This is a genomic window from Mycolicibacterium sp. MU0053 (genome assembly GCF_963378095.1).
Lineage (GTDB): Bacteria > Actinomycetota > Actinomycetes > Mycobacteriales > Mycobacteriaceae > Mycobacterium > Mycobacterium burgundiense.
On record NZ_OY726397.1, the window covers coordinates 4912581 to 4930337 of the forward strand.

Annotated in this window: 13 protein-coding genes; 3 read left to right on the top strand and 10 right to left on the bottom strand. The window is 67.3% G+C overall.

The annotated features are described in order from the left end of the window. Position 1: 1 nt before the first annotated feature. From hrpA to RCP80_RS23405, 9 genes are all read right to left on the bottom strand, one after another. A complete protein-coding gene (hrpA, locus tag RCP80_RS23365) occupies positions 2-3937 on the bottom strand; it encodes an ATP-dependent RNA helicase HrpA (RefSeq protein ID WP_308479943.1) in 3936 nt (1311 codons plus the stop codon). Then, entirely contained in the window at positions 3938-4834 is an 897-nt protein-coding gene (locus RCP80_RS23370) for a mycobacterial-type methylenetetrahydrofolate reductase (RefSeq protein ID WP_308479944.1), read from the bottom strand. A gap of 130 nt (positions 4835-4964) precedes the next feature. Continuing rightward, entirely contained in the window at positions 4965-6182 is a 1218-nt protein-coding gene (locus RCP80_RS23375) for a cytochrome P450 (protein WP_308479945.1), read from the bottom strand. 41 nt (positions 6183-6223) lie between these two features. After that, complete coding sequence (locus RCP80_RS23380; protein ID WP_308479946.1) at positions 6224-7708, bottom strand: aldehyde dehydrogenase family protein; 1485 nt, start codon at positions 7706-7708, stop codon at positions 6224-6226. Further along, positions 7701-8714 (bottom strand): SDR family oxidoreductase, encoded by a 1014-nt coding sequence (locus tag RCP80_RS23385; RefSeq protein ID WP_308479947.1) that lies wholly within the window; start codon positions 8712-8714, stop codon positions 7701-7703. Before RCP80_RS23385 ends, RCP80_RS23380 begins: the two co-directional genes overlap by 8 nt. Further along, entirely contained in the window at positions 8707-9858 is a 1152-nt protein-coding gene (locus tag RCP80_RS23390; protein WP_308479948.1) for a spirocyclase AveC family protein, read from the bottom strand. Before RCP80_RS23390 ends, RCP80_RS23385 begins: the two co-directional genes overlap by 8 nt. A 31-nt stretch (positions 9859-9889) precedes the next feature. Continuing rightward, the gene (locus tag RCP80_RS23395) at positions 9890-11008 is read right to left on the bottom strand and encodes an ABC transporter substrate-binding protein (protein ID WP_308479949.1); all 1119 of its coding nucleotides are present in this window, start codon (positions 11006-11008) and stop codon (positions 9890-9892) included. A gap of 84 nt (positions 11009-11092) precedes the next feature. Continuing rightward, a complete protein-coding gene (locus RCP80_RS23400; RefSeq protein ID WP_308479950.1) occupies positions 11093-11941 on the bottom strand; it encodes a CbbQ/NirQ/NorQ/GpvN family protein in 849 nt (282 codons plus the stop codon). A gap of 25 nt (positions 11942-11966) precedes the next feature. Continuing rightward, positions 11967-13655: a nitric oxide reductase activation protein NorD gene (locus RCP80_RS23405; RefSeq protein WP_373693400.1), complete on the bottom strand. Its 1689-nt coding sequence runs from the start codon at positions 13653-13655 to the stop codon at positions 11967-11969. A gap of 113 nt (positions 13656-13768) precedes the next feature. On the opposite strand from RCP80_RS23405, the gene RCP80_RS23410 reads away from it, so the two are divergent. The 3 genes from RCP80_RS23410 to RCP80_RS23420 all read left to right on the top strand — a co-directional run bounded on the left by RCP80_RS23410 (position 13769) and on the right by RCP80_RS23420 (position 17339). After that, complete coding sequence (locus RCP80_RS23410; protein WP_308479951.1) at positions 13769-14743, top strand: SDR family NAD(P)-dependent oxidoreductase; 975 nt, start codon at positions 13769-13771, stop codon at positions 14741-14743. Positions 14744-14900: 157 nt separating this feature from the next. Further along, entirely contained in the window at positions 14901-15944 is a 1044-nt protein-coding gene (locus RCP80_RS23415) for a CobW family GTP-binding protein (protein ID WP_308479952.1), read from the top strand. 132 nt (positions 15945-16076) lie between these two features. Further along, positions 16077-17339 (top strand): TetR/AcrR family transcriptional regulator, encoded by a 1263-nt coding sequence (locus RCP80_RS23420; RefSeq protein WP_308479953.1) that lies wholly within the window; start codon positions 16077-16079, stop codon positions 17337-17339. A gap of 15 nt (positions 17340-17354) precedes the next feature. Here the strand turns inward: RCP80_RS23420 and RCP80_RS23425 are convergent, their stop codons facing one another. Then, entirely contained in the window at positions 17355-17756 is a 402-nt protein-coding gene (locus RCP80_RS23425) for a MerR family transcriptional regulator (protein WP_373693401.1), read from the bottom strand. Between the last annotated feature and the right edge of the window lies 1 nt (position 17757).

Below are 17757 nucleotides of genomic sequence, written 5' to 3' on the forward strand. Positions count from 1 at the left end.
GTCACCCCAGCACGGCGTCGATGGCCCGGTAGATCCGCTGTTCGCTGACCGGCCGCGGGGTGCCCAGTTGTTGCGCCCACAGGCTGACCCGCAGTTCCTCGATCTGTCTGGCGATCTCCCGAACCTCCGGTGCGGCCGTCCGTGCTGACGAAATCGACTGCAGTAGCTCATGATAGGCGTCCTGGACCGCATGTACGCGCAGCATCCGGTCCCGGTCGGCGGCCGGGGCCTGCGGCAACCGCTCCAGGCGGCGACCGATCGCGGTGAGATAGCGGGCCAGATCAGCCAGGTGCGCTGCTCCGGTGGCGCTGACGAATCCGGTCGGCAACAGATCCGCGAGCTGCTCGCGGATGTCCGCGATCGCCTCGGCCTCGGCCGCCCCGGGACGGTCCGGGAGCGCCACCTGCACAGCGTGATAGGCCGCCAGCACCCGCTCTACTTTGGTGAGGATGTCGCGGGTTCGGGGCCCCAACTCGGCGGCAACCCTGGCCCGCAGGGTGGCGAACTCCGCAGCGGTCCATGCCGGCTCGGGCATCAGGGCGTCAGTGGCGGCGTCGGCGCAATCCTCGATCAACGCGGCCAACGAACCGTCCGGATTGTTACCGAGCACCAGTCTGACGCGGGGATCCAGGCCGCGCTCGATGGCTTTGACCGGGACGGGCACCGCGAGTCGCAGCAGCCGCCGAGTGCCGTTGCGCATCGCCGTGCGCTGTTTCTCCGGTGTCGGGAACACCCGCACGTCCACCGTCTGGCCCGCGTCCACCAGCGCCGGATAGCCGCGCACCGGGTTGCCGGCGCGCACCGACTCCACGGTTTGCGGCAGCGTCGCCAGGTCGTCGGGCCATGCGCGCAGCCCGGCGCGTTCCACCCCCGCCGCGACCGCCTCGGCAACCGCGGCGCGAGTGGTCCCGGCCAGGCTCTCCCGCAGCGCGTCGATGTCCTTGCCGCGCGCCACCTCTGAGCCGTCGACGTTCTCGACGGCGAAGTTGACACGCAGGTGCGCCGGAACCTTGTCCAGGTCGAAGGCGGACACCGGCACCACCACTCCGGTACGCCGGCGCAACGCCCGCTGCAACGCGTCCAGCAGCGGCTCGGTTTCGGCGTCCAGTTCCGGCAGCACGGCCCGGGCGGTGTCCGGCGCCGGGACGAAGTTGCGGCGCAGGTCCTTTGGCAGCGAACGGATCAAAGCGGTGATCAACTCTTCCCGCAACGCCGGGACCTGCCAGGCGAAAGTGTCACCGCCCAACCGTGCCAACACTTCGACGGGCACATGCACCGTGACCCCGTCGTCGTCGGCGCCCGGTTCGAACCGGTAGGTCAGCGGTAAGGCCACATCGTCGGCCCGCCAGACATCGGGGTGCTCGGCTTTGTCATCGCTGCGCAGCAACTGCTCGCGGGTGAAGGTGAGCAACTGCGGGGCACGCTGCCGCTGCTTTCGCCACCAGGCGTCGAAATGGCGGGCGGAGACGATGTCGGCCGGAATCCGGGCGTCGTACAGCGCGTAGATCTCGTCGTCGGTGACCACCAGATCGCGCCGCCGCGCCCGTTCCTCCATGTCGGCGAGTTCGTCGAGCAACGCGTTGTTATCGCGGAAGAAGTGATGCCGGGTGTCCCACTCGCGGTCCACCAGGGCGTGCCGGATGAAGAGTTCGCGCGCCAGTTCCGGGTCGATCTGGGCGTAGTTCACCCGACGCCGCACCACCAGCGGCAGGCCGTACAGCGTCACCCGCTCATAGGCCATCGCGGTGCCGTGTTTGGAGCTCCAATGTGGTTCGCTGTAGGAGCGTTTCACCAGATCACCGGCGATGGCCTCGATGGCTTCCGGTTCGATTCGCGCCGCGATCCGGCCGTAGAGTCGGCTGGTTTCCACCAGTTCGGCGACCACCAGCCAGCGCGGCGGCCGCTTGGTCAACACCGATCCGGGCGCGAGCACGAAGCGCGAGTTCCGCGCTCCCTGGTACTCCCGGGTGTCGCCTTCGCGCAGCCCGATGTGTGAGAGCAGGCCCGCCGCCAACGCCGCGTGGACCCGGTCCGGATCCGTCGGCTCATCGGCGCTCTCGTCGGCCCGGATGCCCAGGCCGGCGGCGATACTGCGCAGCTGCCCGACCAGGTCCTGCCATTCCCGGATGCGCAGGTAATGCAGGAACTCCTCGCGGCACATGCGTCGGAACGCACTGCCGGAGCGTGCCTTTCGCTGTTCGCTGAGGTAGTTCCACAGGTTCAGATAGGACACGAAGTCGGAGTGTTCATCGGCGAACCGGGCGTGCTTTTGCCGGGCCGCGTCCTCGCGGTCGGTGGGCCGCTCCCGCGGGTCCGGGATCGACAGCGCGGCCGCGAGCACCAGTACCTCCCGCACGCAACCCTGGTCGGCGGCGGCCAGGATCATCCGGCCGATCCTGGGGTCGACCGGCAGCTGCGCCAGCCGTCGGCCGAGGGCGGTGATCGCCCCCGCGGCGTCGAAGGCGCCCAGTTCCTGCAGCAATTGCACGCCGTCGCGGATGCTGCGGCTGTCCGGTGGATCGAGGAACGGGAAGCGATCGATGTCGCCCAGTCCCAAGGCGGCCATCTGCAGGATCACCGCGGAAAGGTTGGTGCGCAGGATCTCCGGGTCGGTGTAGCGCGGCCGCGTCTCGAAGTCCGTTTCCGAGTACAGCCGGATGCAGACGCCGGGGGCGGTGCGCCCGGAGCGGCCCGCGCGCTGATCGGCCGAGGCCTGTGAGATGGGCTCGATCGGCAGGCGCTGCACCTTGGTGCGCCGGCTGTAGCGGGAGATCCGGGCGGTGCCGGGATCGACGACGTAACGGATCCCGGGGACTGTCAGGGATGTCTCGGCCACGTTGGTGGCCAACACGATTCGACGGCTCAGGTTACTGTCGGGCCGCGGCGCGAACACCCGCTGCTGCTCGGCGGTGGGCAGCCGGGCGTACAGCGGTAGCACCTCCAGCTCGCGGCCGCCGGTGTGGGCGGCCCGCAAAGCCTCTGCCGTGTCCCGGATCTCACGCTCGCCGGACAGGAACACCAACACGTCACCGGGCGGTTCGGCGGCCAACTCCGCGACCGCGTCGAGGATCGCCTCGGTCTGGTCGCGGGTTTCGGTGCGGATGATCTCGCGGTCGGGGTCGTCGGGGTCGGAATCGTCGTCGTCTGACGTCGTCACCATTTCCAGTGGGCGATACCTGATCTCCACGGGGTACGTCCGGCCGGACACCTCCACGATCGGCGCCCCCCGAAAGTGCTCCGCGAACCGTTCGGGTTCGATCGTCGCGGAAGTCACGATCACCTTCAGGTCGGGTCGGCGCGGTAGTAACTCGCGCAGATAGCCCAGCAGGAAATCCACATTGAGGCTGCGCTCGTGCGCCTCGTCGAGGATCAGCGTGTCGTATCGCAGCAGCCTGCGGTCCCGTTGGATCTCGGCCAACAGGATGCCGTCGGTCATCAGTTTGATCAGGGTCCGGTCGCTGGCCTGGTCGGTGAACCGGACGGTGTAGCCGACGGTCTCACCCAACGGGGTGCCCAGCTCGTCGGCGATGCGCTGAGCCACGGTGCGGGCCGCCAACCGACGAGGCTGGGTGTGACCGATGGTGCCGAGGATCCCGCGGCCCAACTCCAGACACAGTTTGGGCAGCTGCGTGGTCTTGCCCGAGCCGGTCGCGCCGGCCACCACGACGACCTGGTGGGCGTTGATGGCAGCGGCCAGCTCGCCGCGGCTGGCGCTGACCGGCAGGTCCGGGTAGGTGACCTCGGGCACGGCGGCGCGCCGCACGGCCACCAGCCGCTCGCCCGCCGCGATCTGGGTGTCGATTTTGTGCAGCACGTCCGGCGCCGGATCCCGCAGATTCTTCACCCGTCGCCCCAGCCGGGCGGCGTCGCGCAGCGTCAGTCCAGCCAGGCGGGAGCGCAGATCACGCACCGCCTCGCGCGACGAAGGCTCAGACACTCAGTCGAGGATAGGCGGGGACCAGTAGGCCAGCAGCTCCGCGAAGGTGTCGAAGGCGGCCTTGTTCACCCCGTAGGTGGCTTCCAGGTGGATGCTCAGCGGGAAGCCGAGGTCGGCAACCCCGTCGATGACCCGCTGGTAGAGGTCGAGCATCTGCCGGCGGCGCTGGGCCGGTTCGGCCGCGGCCAGCGTTTTGACAAAGGCCTGTTCCTCGGCGACCGCGGCGTTACCGGGGTCCTGGATCAGCCAGTTGATCAGACCGACTCTGGTCTCGACCTGCGGCACGAACCCGAACGACAGCAGGATCTCGGGGCGGTGGTCGGTCTCGGCGGCGAATCGGGCCAGGAAGTCCACGATCGCGTCGGAATACAGCAGCTGCGTCAGCCCGTAGGTGATGCCGCGGTCGCACTTGAAGTTGAACCGGCCGTGTTCCCCGTCGCGGGTCGGAATCAGGATCGCGCCGCGGTTCGGCACCTCGGCCTCGAAGATCGACAACGCGTCGGTGGGGGCGACACCCGAGCCTTCCCCGTCGTTCATGGTGCGCGGGACGCCGACGAAGGCGATCCCCTCGATGCCGGCTCCGCGCAGGTCCAGCACGCGCCGGCGCAACGTCGGCTCATCCATGAACGCGGTGACCTGGGTGCACAACCCGCTGACCCCGGGCAGTTCCGGCCTGATGGTCTGCCAGTAGTCCAGGACGTCCATCTTGGGCTTCATCTCGATGGGGCGGTCGCCGTCCTCCTCGATCATGCTGGGCATCATTACGTGCCCGATCCGGCCCTCCAGCCCGGTCGCCGAGGCCGCCTCCCGCACCTTGTGTGCCTCTTCGATCGCGCGGTCGCGGCCGAGCTCGGCGTTCGGCGGCACGAGTTCGAGCGCAACGGTGTTAAGGGTCACGTAACAGCTCCTTGGACGGCGTGCCGGTGAGTCTGGCGGCAGCGCCCGACTTCGGCGGCCGAGAATCGGCACCTCAGGACACGATAGCCGCACCTGGTTCGCGGCTGGACGCTAGGACGAGCTCCACGTCCTACTGCGAGTCGAACAGGACCGGGACCGCGGTGGGTGATCGGAACACCTGGCCACGGATGTGCGGGTCGTCCGCGTCGGGATCCAGTCGGAGGTTCGGCAACCGGTCGAGCAGCAGGTTGATCGCAGCGCGCATCTCGAGGCGCGCGAGGTGCATACCCAGACAGACGTGTACCCCGTGCCCCCAGCCGAGGTTGCCCTTCGGAGTGCGGAAGATGTCGAATGCGTTCGGGTTGGGGTACCGGTCCTCCTGCCGGTTGGCCGATCCCAACATCGGCATCACCGTCGCGCCGGCCGGGATCTGCACTCCCGCCAGTTCCGTGTCGCGCGTGGCCACGCGAGTGATGGTCAGCAGGGGTGCTTCCCACCGCACGCCCTCCTCGATGGCCTGGGGCAGCAGCGACCGATCCGCGCGGACGGCGTCCAGCTGGGCCGGCTCCGACAGCAGCGCCAGCAGCAGGCTGCCCAACGCCCGGTACGTGGTTTCCACGCCGGCGGGCAGCAGCAGCCGCAAAAACGAGAAGATCTCCTCGTCGGCCAGCTTCTCCCCGTCGATTTCGGCGGCCGCCAATGCGCTGATGAGATCCTCGCGGGGCTCGGCGCGGCGCGCCTCGAGGATCGGCGCGAAGTACTCACACAACGCCGCCGACGCCGCCAGGCCACGTTCGGGGTTCATCAGCCAGCTCAGCAGGGAGATCGACCACCGTTGGAACTGCGGGTAGTCCGCTTCGGGCAGTCCCAGCAGGCCCGCGATGATCTGGCTGGGGTAGTCGAAGGTGAACTCCTTGACGAGGTCGGCCTTGCCGTTCGGTGCGAACTTGTCGATCAGGTCGTTGGCCACCCTGCCAACCAACTCGTCCTCCCAGCGCGCCAACGCCTTCTGCGTGAACGCCTTCTGCACCAGGGCGCGTAGCCGGCCGTGCACCGGTTCGTCCATGCCGAGCATGACCCGCTCACCCAGCACCGGTCCGAACGCCGCGATCACGCTGGCCGACGAGAAAGTCTGGTTGTCGCGCAGCATCTGCTGCACTTCCTCGTAGCGGTACACGATGAACATCGGCAACGACTCCTCGTGCGGCAGCGCACCGGAGGTTTCCAACCGTTGTACGGGCTGCTCGTGGCGCAACCGGGCCAGTTCGGTGTACGGGTCGCGGACGTCACCGGATATCGCGTCGTCGAAGGACCCGAAGTCGTCGAGGTCGTCGAATAGCTGCTCCATGCTGCTCCTTGAGGGATGAACGTGCTTGGCGCAAGCAAAGATCACTGAGCCGGATAGGCCACCGATTTCACTTCCGTGTACTGACTGAAGCCGACGAGGCCGTTCTGCCGGCCCACGCCGCTGTCCTTGTAGCCGCCGAACGGGGTGTCCGCGCCGTACCCGGCGGTGCCGTTGAGCCCGATGAATCCCGCCCGCAACCGTCGCGCCACCGCCAGGGAGCGCTCCAGCGAATTCGACATCACGTTTCCGGCGAGGCCGTACGCGCTGTCGTTGGCGATGCGAACCGCATCGTCCTCGTCGTCATAGGGGATGACCGCGAGGACGGGCCCGAAGATCTCCTCCTGCGCGATGGTCATCTTGTTGTCGACGTCGATGAAAAGTGTTGGGCTGACCCAGAATCCCTTGTCGAACTCGGTGGGCGGTTCGGTGCTGCCCACCAGCATCTTCGCGCCCTCGTCGATGCCCTTCCGGATGTAGCCCAGAATGCGGGACTGCTGCCTGGCCGAGATCACCGGGCCGCACAGGGTGCCGGGGTCCTGGGGATCGCCGGCGGCCATGTTCTGGTACATGCCCTGCAGGATCGCGACGCCCTCGTCATACCGGGAGCGGGGCAGCAGCATCCGGGTCGGCGCCGCGCATCCCTGGCCGGCGTGCATCAACGGCCCGATGCCGAGCAGGCACGCAGTATTGAAGTCGGCGTCGTCCAGAACGATGGTGGCCGACTTACCGCCGAGTTCGAGGAACAGCCGTTTCATGGTTGCGGCCCCCTTCTCCATGATGCGTTTACCGACCCCGGTGGAGCCGGTGAACGAGATCATGTCCACCTTGGGCGAGATGGTCAGCTCTTCGCCGACAAGGTGATCCGAAGCGGTCACCACATTCACCACACCGGCGGGGATGTCGGTGTGCTCGGCGATAAGCCGTCCCAGCCGGGTGGCGTTGAAGGGGGTGTCGGGCGCGGGTTTGAGCACCACGGTGTTGCCCGCCGCAAGCGCCTGTCCGAGCTTGTTGATGCTCACCTCGAACGGGAAATTCCACGGCACGATGGCACCGACCACGCCGACCGGCTCGTGCCAGACCTTGCGGGTGGTGTTGACGCCGGTGACCGAGACCACGGTGTCGCCGAGATCGATTTCCCACGGGAAGGTTTCGATCAACCGGGCCGGATACCTGAGGCCGTCGGCGAGCGGGGCGTCCAACTGCGGGCCATGGGTCAATGCGCGCGGCGCACCCACCTCGCGGATCAACTCTTCCCGCAGTTCCTCCACTTCGGCTTCGATGGCCTCATGCAGCTGCTCGAGGCACCGCTTGCGCAGTTGATGCTGGCGCGACCAGTCGCTGTCGTCGAACGACCGGCGGGCGGCCTCGATCGCGCGGCGCATGTCCGCCGTCGACGCGTCGGCCACCTCGCCGAGCACGTCTTCGTTCGAGGGGTTGATGTTGGTGAAGGTGCCGGCCTCACCGTCGACGAGTTTGCCGTCGATCAACATTCTGGACTCGAACGTCACAGCCGGGGCCTCAGCCATCGGTCTCACTCTTCTTCTCGGTGGATTTCTTGGCATGCCGCCGCTCGGCCGCCTCGCCGAGGCGGCGCAGGACCGGCTGCGGAAGGACTTTGGCGGCCAGCACCATGGCCCGCTGCGCGGCGGTCAACGGCACCGCGCCGCCCCGCATGGCACCCTGCCTCGGAATGCCGAGGACCAGGCGGGACATGTGGTGCATCCCGGCGGCGGGCAGAACTCTGTTGGCCACCAACAACATCGACGCCTCGGCGCCGACACCGCGGCGACGAAATGGGGCCCGGTCCCCCAGTGCCCGCAACAGACCATCGGCGAACTTCTCCGGCGGACGGGCAAAGCTCATCGCAAACCTTCCCCGGGTGTTCATGGTGTCGTGCACCCGGGCGTAGGGCCCGTCGAGAATCCGATCGTCGATGGTGCCCGCGTCGGTGATGATGTCGGTGTCGTAGGTGCCGGTCACCAGCACCGTCACGCCCAGCCCGAACGGCGCGATCTCGCCGGCCATCGACTCGCCCCACCGCTCCAGCGCCCCCTTGGCCGCCGAGTACGCCGCGATGCCCGGCTGTCCGCGCACCCCGCCCGCGCTGGAGATCACCACGATGCGCCCCTGACCCGCAGCGCGCATAGCGGGCAGCAGAGCCTTGGTCAGCGCGACCGGCCCCATGACGTGGGTGGCGAACATGTCCTGCCACAGCTGGACATCCGCTTCCTCCACCATGCCCGCGGCGGAAATCCCGGCGTTGTGCACCAGCGCGTAGGGCGCACCGACCGTCTCCTCGATAACCTTGGCGGCAGCGGCGATCGACGCCGTGTCCATCAGGTCCAGCTGGACGGCGATCAGTCGGTCGTCGTCCTCGCTCGCCCCGGTCGCCTCCCGCAGCAGCGGCATCCCGCGATCGGGGGTGCGCATCGCGGCGACCACGCGCCACCCCTCGCGATAGAGGCGCACGGCCGAGGTGAAGCCCAGGCCCCGCGACGCTCCGGTGACGACGACGGTGCGCGGCTCAGCCATCCTGGTTCTCCGGCGCGCAGTTGCCTTCACCCGGCGGCGGCGGTTCGACGTCGGGCCGCCCGTTCGGCAGGCCGCTCTGCCAGGTGGCCCACTTTCCGACCGAGAACGGCCCCTCGGCGCCCTCGCGTTCGAAATAGCCTTGTGGGTCATACACTTTGGCCTCGGGGTACGGCCACGGGCAGGCCACCGCGGTCGCCAGCCCGCTCGCCTTGATCGCGGCGAACCAGGATCCGTAGGCGAAGTAGGCGACGTTGATGATGACGAACATCACCAGGAAGGTGCCCAGCGCCGGCTTCGTCGGGAACAGTCGCGCCCGGGCCGCGAGTTTCTCGGCGACCGACTTGCCGGTGTCATCGCGGTAGCACAGGACCGCCGCCGGGATCATCACGAACGTCACCGCCAGCGACTCCCAGATCAGCGGGAATTGGAAGGTCGTGCCGGGGAACAGCGTTCCGAACGGGATCGCCTGCGAATAGATGTACAGGCCGGTGCGGACCAGGCTCACCTCGAGAATGGCGTCGAAGACGAACCCGATGACCAGCACCAGCAGGCCCAGGCTGATCAACGGATGCCGCGACACGAACGCCGTGGGGCCGTGCTTGGCCTGCCACTTGCGCAGAATCCAGATCGCCGGGAAGAACGGCGCGAAGTAGAACGCGACGTAGCCGAACACGATGAACGGCTCGACCGTCGGCGACAGCATGATCAGCGGCCAATTCTCGGGCCAGTGAATGAGTTCGGGGTTGTAGACCGCGAACGGCGCCCAGTTCATGATCGGGTCCTGCCACACGATAAGCGTGGTGCACAGGAACATCAGCATGATCGGGCTGCCCGGATCGCGGCGCCAGCCCCGGACGAAGATCGCGACCAGGATCACCAGCAGCACCACGGTGCCGATCTGGTGGACCCACAGCCAGCCGTCGAAGCCGAAGAGGAACTCCACCGGCCGGGGCCGGCCTTCGAGGTTCGGATTCGCGACCCGGGGGTGGACCTCGGTGCGCGCGAAGGCGATGAAGATCCCGAAGAAGGCGACGAGCGCGAACGCGCCGAGCCACCGACCCCAGTTCGGCCCGTTGCCCGCGGACTTGCTGCTGGCCTCGCCCGGTGTCTTCTCCGTGACCAGCGGGGTCTCCTCGGTGGTCATCGGGGGTCTCGGATCGGCACGTCCATCGGTGTCAGCCTTCCTCGCCGAAGCGATCGACCAGATGCGAATTGATGCCGTCCGCGTCGAGGGTCCGTGCCACCAGATACCCCGAGCCCATCCACGCCCGTCGGGTCCATTTGCCGAAGGACACCCGGGTGCCGGGCGCGCCGGAGGCGGCGGGCATCATCTTGACCCGCTCGAGGGCTTCCTTGACGCCGCGCGGGCTCAGCGGATGTGCGTCGGCGAACGCCCGCACCAACGTGGCGGCGACATCGTGGTTCACCACCGACACGCAGTACTCGGGACGACTGCCGTCGTACCTCGTCGCGTACCGATCGAGCCAGGCCTGCCCCACCGGGTTGCCCTCGTCGTACTGATCGACCCCGATCCAGCCCAGGAAGGCGTTCCACATGATGGGGTTGACCCACGCGTTCTGGAACGCGGTGGTGGTGAAGCGCGGTGGATCCCAGTCGACGGCCTCGAGCGCGGGATTGATGAACACGATCCCGAACCCGAATCCGAGGTGGACGATCGCCTCGGCCTTCGCCTCGTGCAGGGTGCGGACGGCCTCGTCGATGTCCTGGGCGGTCTGGGCGATCGCGGCCTCCGCGACGATGCGAATGTTCCTGCGCCGAGCGGCACTTCGCAGGTTCTTCAGATAGGTCTCGCCAATGAGGTTCTGCTCTACCAGCACCCCGATTTCGGTCAATCCGCGCTTGGCGATCAGGTCGATGAGAAAGATCGGCTCGTCGGTCAGCGACCCCTGCGGAAAGGCGAAGGTCCACTCCCCGAGCCAGTCATCGGTGCCGGTGACGCTGATGGCCGGGACCTTGAATCGCTCCTCGATCGCTTCCCGCACCGGCACGCAGTTGTCGGTGATGTTCGGCCCGAACACCACCAGGCAGCCCTCGTCGACGAGTTCGCCGTACGCATCGATGACCGCCTTGACCGAACCCTTCGGCAGACCCTCGACCTCGCGGTAGATCATCTGCACCGGCCGATCCATCAGTCCCTGTTGGACCGCCTCTTCGAATACCAGATCGAAGGTCTGGGTGAAAGAGCCCATCAACTCCTCCGGGAACCCCGGCGGCAAGGTGAAGTCCATCAGGTAGCCGACCTTGATGGGCTCTGCGGTGCTCTCGTACGACATTTGACCTCCGAGGTGGGGTTCCGGGCCGTACCCCATGTGTAACCTAATATTTGTTGCGATCCTATCGGCGGCGGGACTGGAGCGTCAATGATTCGGCGCCGGGCGGCCCAGGTAGAGATCGATCATTTCGCGCAGTCCACGTAGCACGGCCGCGTCGTCGGTGAGCGGGCCCGCAATGGCCACGCGGGCCGCCTCGACGGTCGACAGCCCCTCGACAATGAGGCGCCCCGCGGCGATGAGCACGCGAGTGGACGCGACCTCCCGCAGCCCGCCGGTCTCGAGGCGCCGGATCGCCTGCCCGAACCGCACCAGCTCGACCGCGGTGGAATGGTCCACCCCGGCCTCGCGAGCGACGATGCCCTCCTCGATATCCGGCTCGGGGAAACCGAATTCGATCGCGACCATGCGCTGCCGGGTCGAATCCTTGAGATCCTTGAGCACACTTTGGTAGCCCGGGTTATAGGACACGACGAGGCCGAACCCCGGGGCCGCGTCGAGAGTGATGCCGAGCCGTTCGATCGGCAACTGCCGCCGGTAGTCGGCCAGCGGGTGCAAGACCACGGTGGTGTCCTGCCGCGCTTCGACCACCTCGTCGAGATAGCAGATCGCGCCCTCGCGCACGGCCCGGGTCAGGGGACCGTCGACCCAAACCGTCTCGTCGCCCCGCAGCAGGTACCGGCCGACCAGATCGGCGGTGGTGAGGTCGTCGTGGCAGGCGACCGTGATGAGCGGCCGGCCGAGGTCGTGGGCCATGGCCTCCACGAAGCGGGTCTTTCCGCAGCCGGTGGGACCTTTCAAGACAATCGAGAGGCCCTGGCGGAAGGCCGCTTTGAACACCGCATCCTCATTGCCCACCGGCTGGTAATACGGTCGGGTGCTCGCCGCCTGCGGGTCCACCCCGTTCTGGTAGACGAGCCCGGATTCATTCGACATCAACACACCTTTCTCCAGGGCCCCATCACGACACCCTCCTGCGGACTTCCCCCGAACGGATCGCCGATCTGAACATCGGCCCGATGACGTTCGCCAGCTGGTCCGGCCGGGCGATCGTGGCGTGCGCGGTGCTTCCGAACACCTTGCCCAGCGACACCACGTCCGTGCTGGCACCGACGGTCAGGCACACGCACCCGGTTCCCCGGCGGCGCGCCTCGGCCAGCGCGTGCCGCGCGTCAGCGGCGCCGTAGGCCCGTTCGTATCCGTGGTCATAGGCGAGGCCATCGGACAGGACGACCAGCAGTCGACGGGAGGTGCCGCCGCGCTCCTCCAGAATCGTTGAGCCGTGCCGGATCGCAGCGCCGAGGCGCGAGTATGCACCGGGCTCCAGGCTGTTGAGTCGTCGGAAGATCCGCGCGTCGAGGTGATCGTCGAACCGCTTGACCGGGACCATGTTCACCGCCGAGCGCCCTTGCGAATAGTATGCGTACAGGGACACCCGGTCGCCCAGATCGTGCAACGCGACCATGAGGTGCGCGGCGGCCGCACGCTGTTGTTGGTGCACCGTTCTCCCGACCGTCCCGGGTTCGGCGGCTGAACCCGAGATATCAAGCAGCAGTAGCACTGACAGGTCGCGCCGACGTCGCAAGCTGTCCAGGTAGACCGACTCCTCGGGCACCGATCCGGCTCTGGCCTCGACGCGCGCTTCGACGGCCGCGTCGAGATCGATGTCGTCGCCCTGGGGCTGGCGGTGGCGGCGGTGCAGGCCCATCCCGAGCCGAGCGAGCGGACGCCGCACGCCGATGGCGCCCTCGACCTCCTGCGTGGCAGCGGGTTTGATCTCCGGCTGCACCTCGCGGATGGTGCACCAGTCCGGTTTATAGTTGCGGTGCTCGGCATCCCACTCCGGATACTTGAGGCCGTCCTTCTCGATGTCGGCCGTGTCGTCGCTGTTGAGCGTTGCCAGGGATGACACCGCGTAGGCGCCCCGGTTGGCCGAGTTGGTCCGGTGGGTGGGTGCGTCGGCACCGGGCGGCCCGGCGCCCTTCCCACCCGTCTTCCGAGCAGACGACAGCAACTTCTTCAGAAGTTTCCCGATTGCCCCGCCCCCGCCGACCGGACTGGAGAACAGGTCGGGGTCATCGGAGTCGTCGATCTCGCCGTCGTCCAGTTCCTCCAACTCCTGGCGGGGCTGGCTCCGCGGAGCGTGACCGACCGTTTCGTGGTCCACCTGCTCGGCCGCCGCGGCCGATGCCGTCAGGATTTTCTTGGGGCGAAGCACACCGAACTCCCACGGCGCGACCTGTAGCGGCTGCTTGCCGCCGGCAACTTCGAGCGACCTCGCGCTCGAACCGCTCAGGCCTGCGACGGCGCGATCCGCCAGCACCCCCAGCCGCGGCGGCAACATCGTGCCGTTGGCGACAAGCGCACGATGGGCCTCCACGGCGAGGTACCTCTTGGCTTGTCGCGGGTGACGGACCAATGCCCGGACCACCTCGGGTTCCAGACTGCCGGCCGCGATCAGCGAGGCATGCACGGCAACGGATGCGGTGCAATCGACCGCCGGTGCGGTCGGATCGAGAAAGATGGTCTGGCCATCGGTCCAGGACGGTTCACCCGCTGCCAGCGGCGAAACCCCCACCGGGCGACCCGCCAGCGCCGATGCGAACATGCCCAGCGCTCCGACGCGAGCGTCGTCCCCGTCGCTGTGCACCCATGCCCTCCAGTTCGCCGCCCGCCCTCTGTTGACCAAATATCTGTTCCAGAATAAGGTTCACCCTCTGAGCAGTCAATCGATTGGCGACCGCAATATCGGGAGTTTTCGAGATGATCGATTTCCACGGGCAAGTCGCGATTGTGACCGGCGCGGGCCGGGGCCTCGGCCGGCACTACGCCCTGGAGCTGGCGCGCCGCGGCGCGTCCGTGGTGGTCAACGACCTCGGTAGCACCATGCATGGCGACGGTGCCGACGTCACGGTGGCAGACGGTGTGGTCGAGGAGATCACGGCGGCCGGCGGCCGGGCCGTGGCGTCCCACGACTCGGTGGACAACCCCGAGGGCGGTCAGGTGATCGTCGACACCGCGATCAGGGCGTTCGGACGGCTCGACGTCGTGATCAGCAATGCCGGGATCTTCAACAGCATTCCATTCGAACAACTCTCGGCCGACGAATGGCGCCGGATGCTGCGGGTGCATCTCGATGGCGGCTTCTACCTGAGCCAGCCCGCATACCGGGCGATGATGAAACAGCGGTACGGGAGGTTCGTGTTCATCTCATCGTCGGCAGGCAACTTCGGGCAGCCGATGGAAGCCCATTACGCGGCCGCCAAGACCGGCCTGGTGGGCCTTTCCAATGTCATTGCCATCGAAGGTGCTGAGCATGGGATTTCGTCGAATACGGTTTTACCCACCGGTTTTTCACGGATGGTGACCGAGACGGTGGGCGATGAACAGTTCCTGCGCGAGTCGGGGTTCATGCGCGCCATCCGGCCTGACCTGGTCGCCCCGTTGGTGGTATTCCTGGCCAGCAAGGCCTGCAATTTCACGCACCGCAACTACTCCGCATGCGCGGGACGCTACGCACGGGTTTTCGTCGGACTCGGGCACGGCTGGCTGGCAACCGCCGATAGCTCGCCGACCGTCGAAGACATTCACGCGCACCTCGACGAGGTGTCGGCGCTGGAGCCGTTCGTCGTGCCCGACGGCATCGTCGACGAGGTTCTCGAGGTGTGTGACCGCCTCGGGATCAGCGCGATGCCCGGCGACGCGGAAATATCGTTTCCCGACCCCACCCCGATCTAGTGTGCCGCAGCAGCCGTAACTCACGCTGAACAATTTTTTGGGACCGACACGTGAGTTCCGCGGCGCGGTCCGCCCTGAGCTGTGAGCGGATCTCGACCGGCCGGCCGCGACCTCTACACTCGGTCGCGAAGCCCCGACCAAGCAGAGAGGTGGTGCCGTGGCAGCGCTACCCGTGATCGCGCTGACCGGCTACCTCGGCGCAGGCAAGACCACGCTACTCAACCACGTGCTGCGCGCCCCCGATGCGCGGATTGGTGTGGTGATCAACGACTTTGGTGACCTCAATGTTGATGCATCCCTGGTCACCGGGCAGGTGGACGAACCCGCCTCGATCGCCGGGGGGTGCATTTGCTGCCTGCCCGACGAAGGTGGACTCGACGGGGCGCTGGCCAAACTGGCCGACCCGCGATTGCGGCTGGACGCGATCATCGTCGAGGCCAGCGGGCTGGCCGAGCCAGTCGCAGTGGGCCGGATGATCCGGTTCAGCGGCGTCGAGAACGTCCGGCTCGGCGGTGTCGTCGACGTCATCGACGCGGCCTCACACTTCGAGACGGTGGATCGCGATCCCAGCCCCCCGGCCCGTTACTCGGCATCGTCGCTGGTGGTGGTCAACAAGCTGGACCAGATCGCGGAGCGGGACCGCGCGGCCCAACTCGACCGAATCGAAGCGCGTATTCGGGAATCCAACCCGGCGGTGCATGTGGTCGGCGCGGTCGCCGGGAAGATCGACCCCACGTTGCTGTTCGACATCGCCGACACCGTCGAGGATTCGGGGCAGCTGTCCATGCGCGAGCTGTTCCTGGCCGACGGCAGGAGCGAACCCGAGCCTCACCTGCACCTTCACCACCGCGACGGCACCCACGCCGCGTCGGTGACCGTGACCAGCACCGGTGACGTCGACCCGGGTGCGTTGCTCGACCTACTGGAGAATCCGCCGGCCGGGGTCTACCGGATGAAGGGCACCGTCGCGGTGCGGTCCCGAGAGCGGTCGCGGCGCTACCTCGTCAATACGGTCGGAACGACGATCCACATTGGGGCGGCCCCACCGAAAGCCCGGACCAATGCTTTGGTCGCCATCGGTACCGGCCTCGACGTCGACGACGTCCGCCGCCGGGCCGAGACGGCGGTACGACCGGTCGTTGGGCCGGCACCGACAGCCGGGTTTCGCCGACTGCAGCGCTACCGCAAACTCAGCATCTGAAGCCGCCGCTTCAGCGGTACCGCCACGGTGCCGGTTCGGCCGGTAGAATCGCGGCAGAATCCTCGTGCCCGAGCGCACCGGTGGGATTGCTGCGCCAGAGGTAGGACGGAGTCGGTAACCGTGCAAGAAGCGGTGAGCAACGGTGTCGTGACCGGGGACGCCAGTCGGCGTACCGAAATCCTGCAGACGGCGAACACCGTGATCGCCAATTCCGGCCTGCGGACCTCGTTGCAGCAGATCGCCGACGCGGCCGGCATCCTCGCCGGCAGCCTCTACCACCATTTCGAATCCAAAGAAGCGATCCTCATCGAGTTGATCCGGCGGTATCACGCCGATCTGGACCGCATCGGTCAGGACGCTCTCGGTCGTCTCGACGATCCAAGCCCTAGCCCCATCGACCAACAGGTCATCGCGCTGGGGTGTGCCATCGCAGCGTGCGCGGTCGAACATCGGGCAGCTCTTCAGATGTCGTTCTACGAGGGGCCCAGTGCCGATCCGGAGTTGATGGAACTGACCCGGCATCGGCCGACCTCCATTCAGGAGGCCATGCTGCAGATCCTGCGGGCCGGCCGGTGGAGCGGTCATATCCGAGCCGAGATCGATCTTCCCATCCTGGCCGACCGGATCTGTCAGACCATGCTGCACGTGGGGCTGGACGTGATCCGCAACAATGCTCCGAGTGACCGCGTCGCGACCGTTCTGTGCCGAATACTGTTGCAGGGACTGGCCACCGGCCAGCCCGCTGATGCCGCGCTGGACCAGTCGGCGGCGTTCGCCGCGGCCGACGAGGTGGTGAACACCTGGGATGACGGCGACGACGGGGACTCCGAAAGCAAAGCCGACCGAGTGCGGTCCGCCGCCCGCGCCGAGTTCGGCCGGCGCGGCTACGAGGGCACCACGGTCCGCCATATCGCCGCGGCCGCCGGGATGGGAACCGGAACGGTGTACCGCCTGATCGGCTCGAAGGAAGAGCTGCTGATGTCCATCATGCTGGCGTTCGGCCAGCGGGTGGGCGCGGGGTGGACGGCGGTGCTCCGCTCGAAATCGACGCCGATCGAGAAGTTGGATGCCCTGAGTTGGGTCAATATCAATGCGCTGACCCGCTTTCCGGACGAGTTCCGGATCCAGCTGGCGTGGATGCGACAGTCACCGCCGGACACTCCGAATCCCGGCGCCGCCTTCACCACCCGCATTCGGCAGATGAAATCCTTGCTGTCCGAAGGGATCCGCGGCGGAGAGATCAGCATCGAGCATCCGAACGCGGAGATGCTGGCCCGCTGCATCATCGGGGTGCAATGGATTCCGGAGAACATACTGCTCGCACTCGGCCCACGGGATTCCTTGATTCATGCCCGTGACACCGTGATTCGCGGTGTCACGATCCGCGCGAGCTGACGGGGCCGCACCGGATCAGTTGTCGTAGCGCGCGAGCTGTTCGGTCAGTTCGCAGGCATAGGCCAGTTGCCGGGCGAGTTCGGTGCACGCATCTTGGGCCTGCCGATGACATTCGAGGACGTAGGCCCTGGCAGCTGCGTTTTCGACGGCGGTGCTGTCCGCGGCGTCCAGCGCATGCAGGGCCGCGAGTAGTCGGCGCATCTCATCGAGACTGAAGCCCAGGGGTTTCATCCGGCGGATGGACAGCAGGCGGTCGACGTCCGCTGCGGTGTAAAGCCGAAAACCTCCCGTCGACCTAGCGGACGGAACGACCAATCCCACCTCGTCGTAATAGCGAATAGTCTTGATCGACAGTGCGGTTCGCGCGGCGACCGCGCCAATCTGGAGATGCTGCTCGCCGGCGATCGGGCTGCTCATC

What these genes read in the sequence shown, in the direction of transcription:
- RCP80_RS23400 (WP_308479950.1), bottom strand. Translation starts at nt 11,941, where the DNA reads ATGTCGAATGAATCCGGGCTCGTCTACCAGAACGGGGTGGACCCGCAG.
- RCP80_RS23380 (WP_308479946.1), bottom strand. Translation starts at nt 7,708, where the DNA reads ATGGCTGAGGCCCCGGCTGTGACGTTCGAGTCCAGAATGTTGATCGAC.
- RCP80_RS23410 (WP_308479951.1), top strand. Translation starts at nt 13,769, where the DNA reads ATGATCGATTTCCACGGGCAAGTCGCGATTGTGACCGGCGCGGGCCGG.
- RCP80_RS23390 (WP_308479948.1), bottom strand. Translation starts at nt 9,858, where the DNA reads ATGACCACCGAGGAGACCCCGCTGGTCACGGAGAAGACACCGGGCGAG.
- RCP80_RS23375 (WP_308479945.1), bottom strand. Translation starts at nt 6,182, where the DNA reads ATGGAGCAGCTATTCGACGACCTCGACGACTTCGGGTCCTTCGACGAC.
- RCP80_RS23425 (WP_373693401.1), bottom strand. Translation starts at nt 17,756, where the DNA reads ATGAGCAGCCCGATCGCCGGCGAGCAGCATCTCCAGATTGGCGCGGTC.
- RCP80_RS23395 (WP_308479949.1), bottom strand. Translation starts at nt 11,008, where the DNA reads ATGTCGTACGAGAGCACCGCAGAGCCCATCAAGGTCGGCTACCTGATG.
- RCP80_RS23385 (WP_308479947.1), bottom strand. Translation starts at nt 8,714, where the DNA reads ATGGCTGAGCCGCGCACCGTCGTCGTCACCGGAGCGTCGCGGGGCCTG.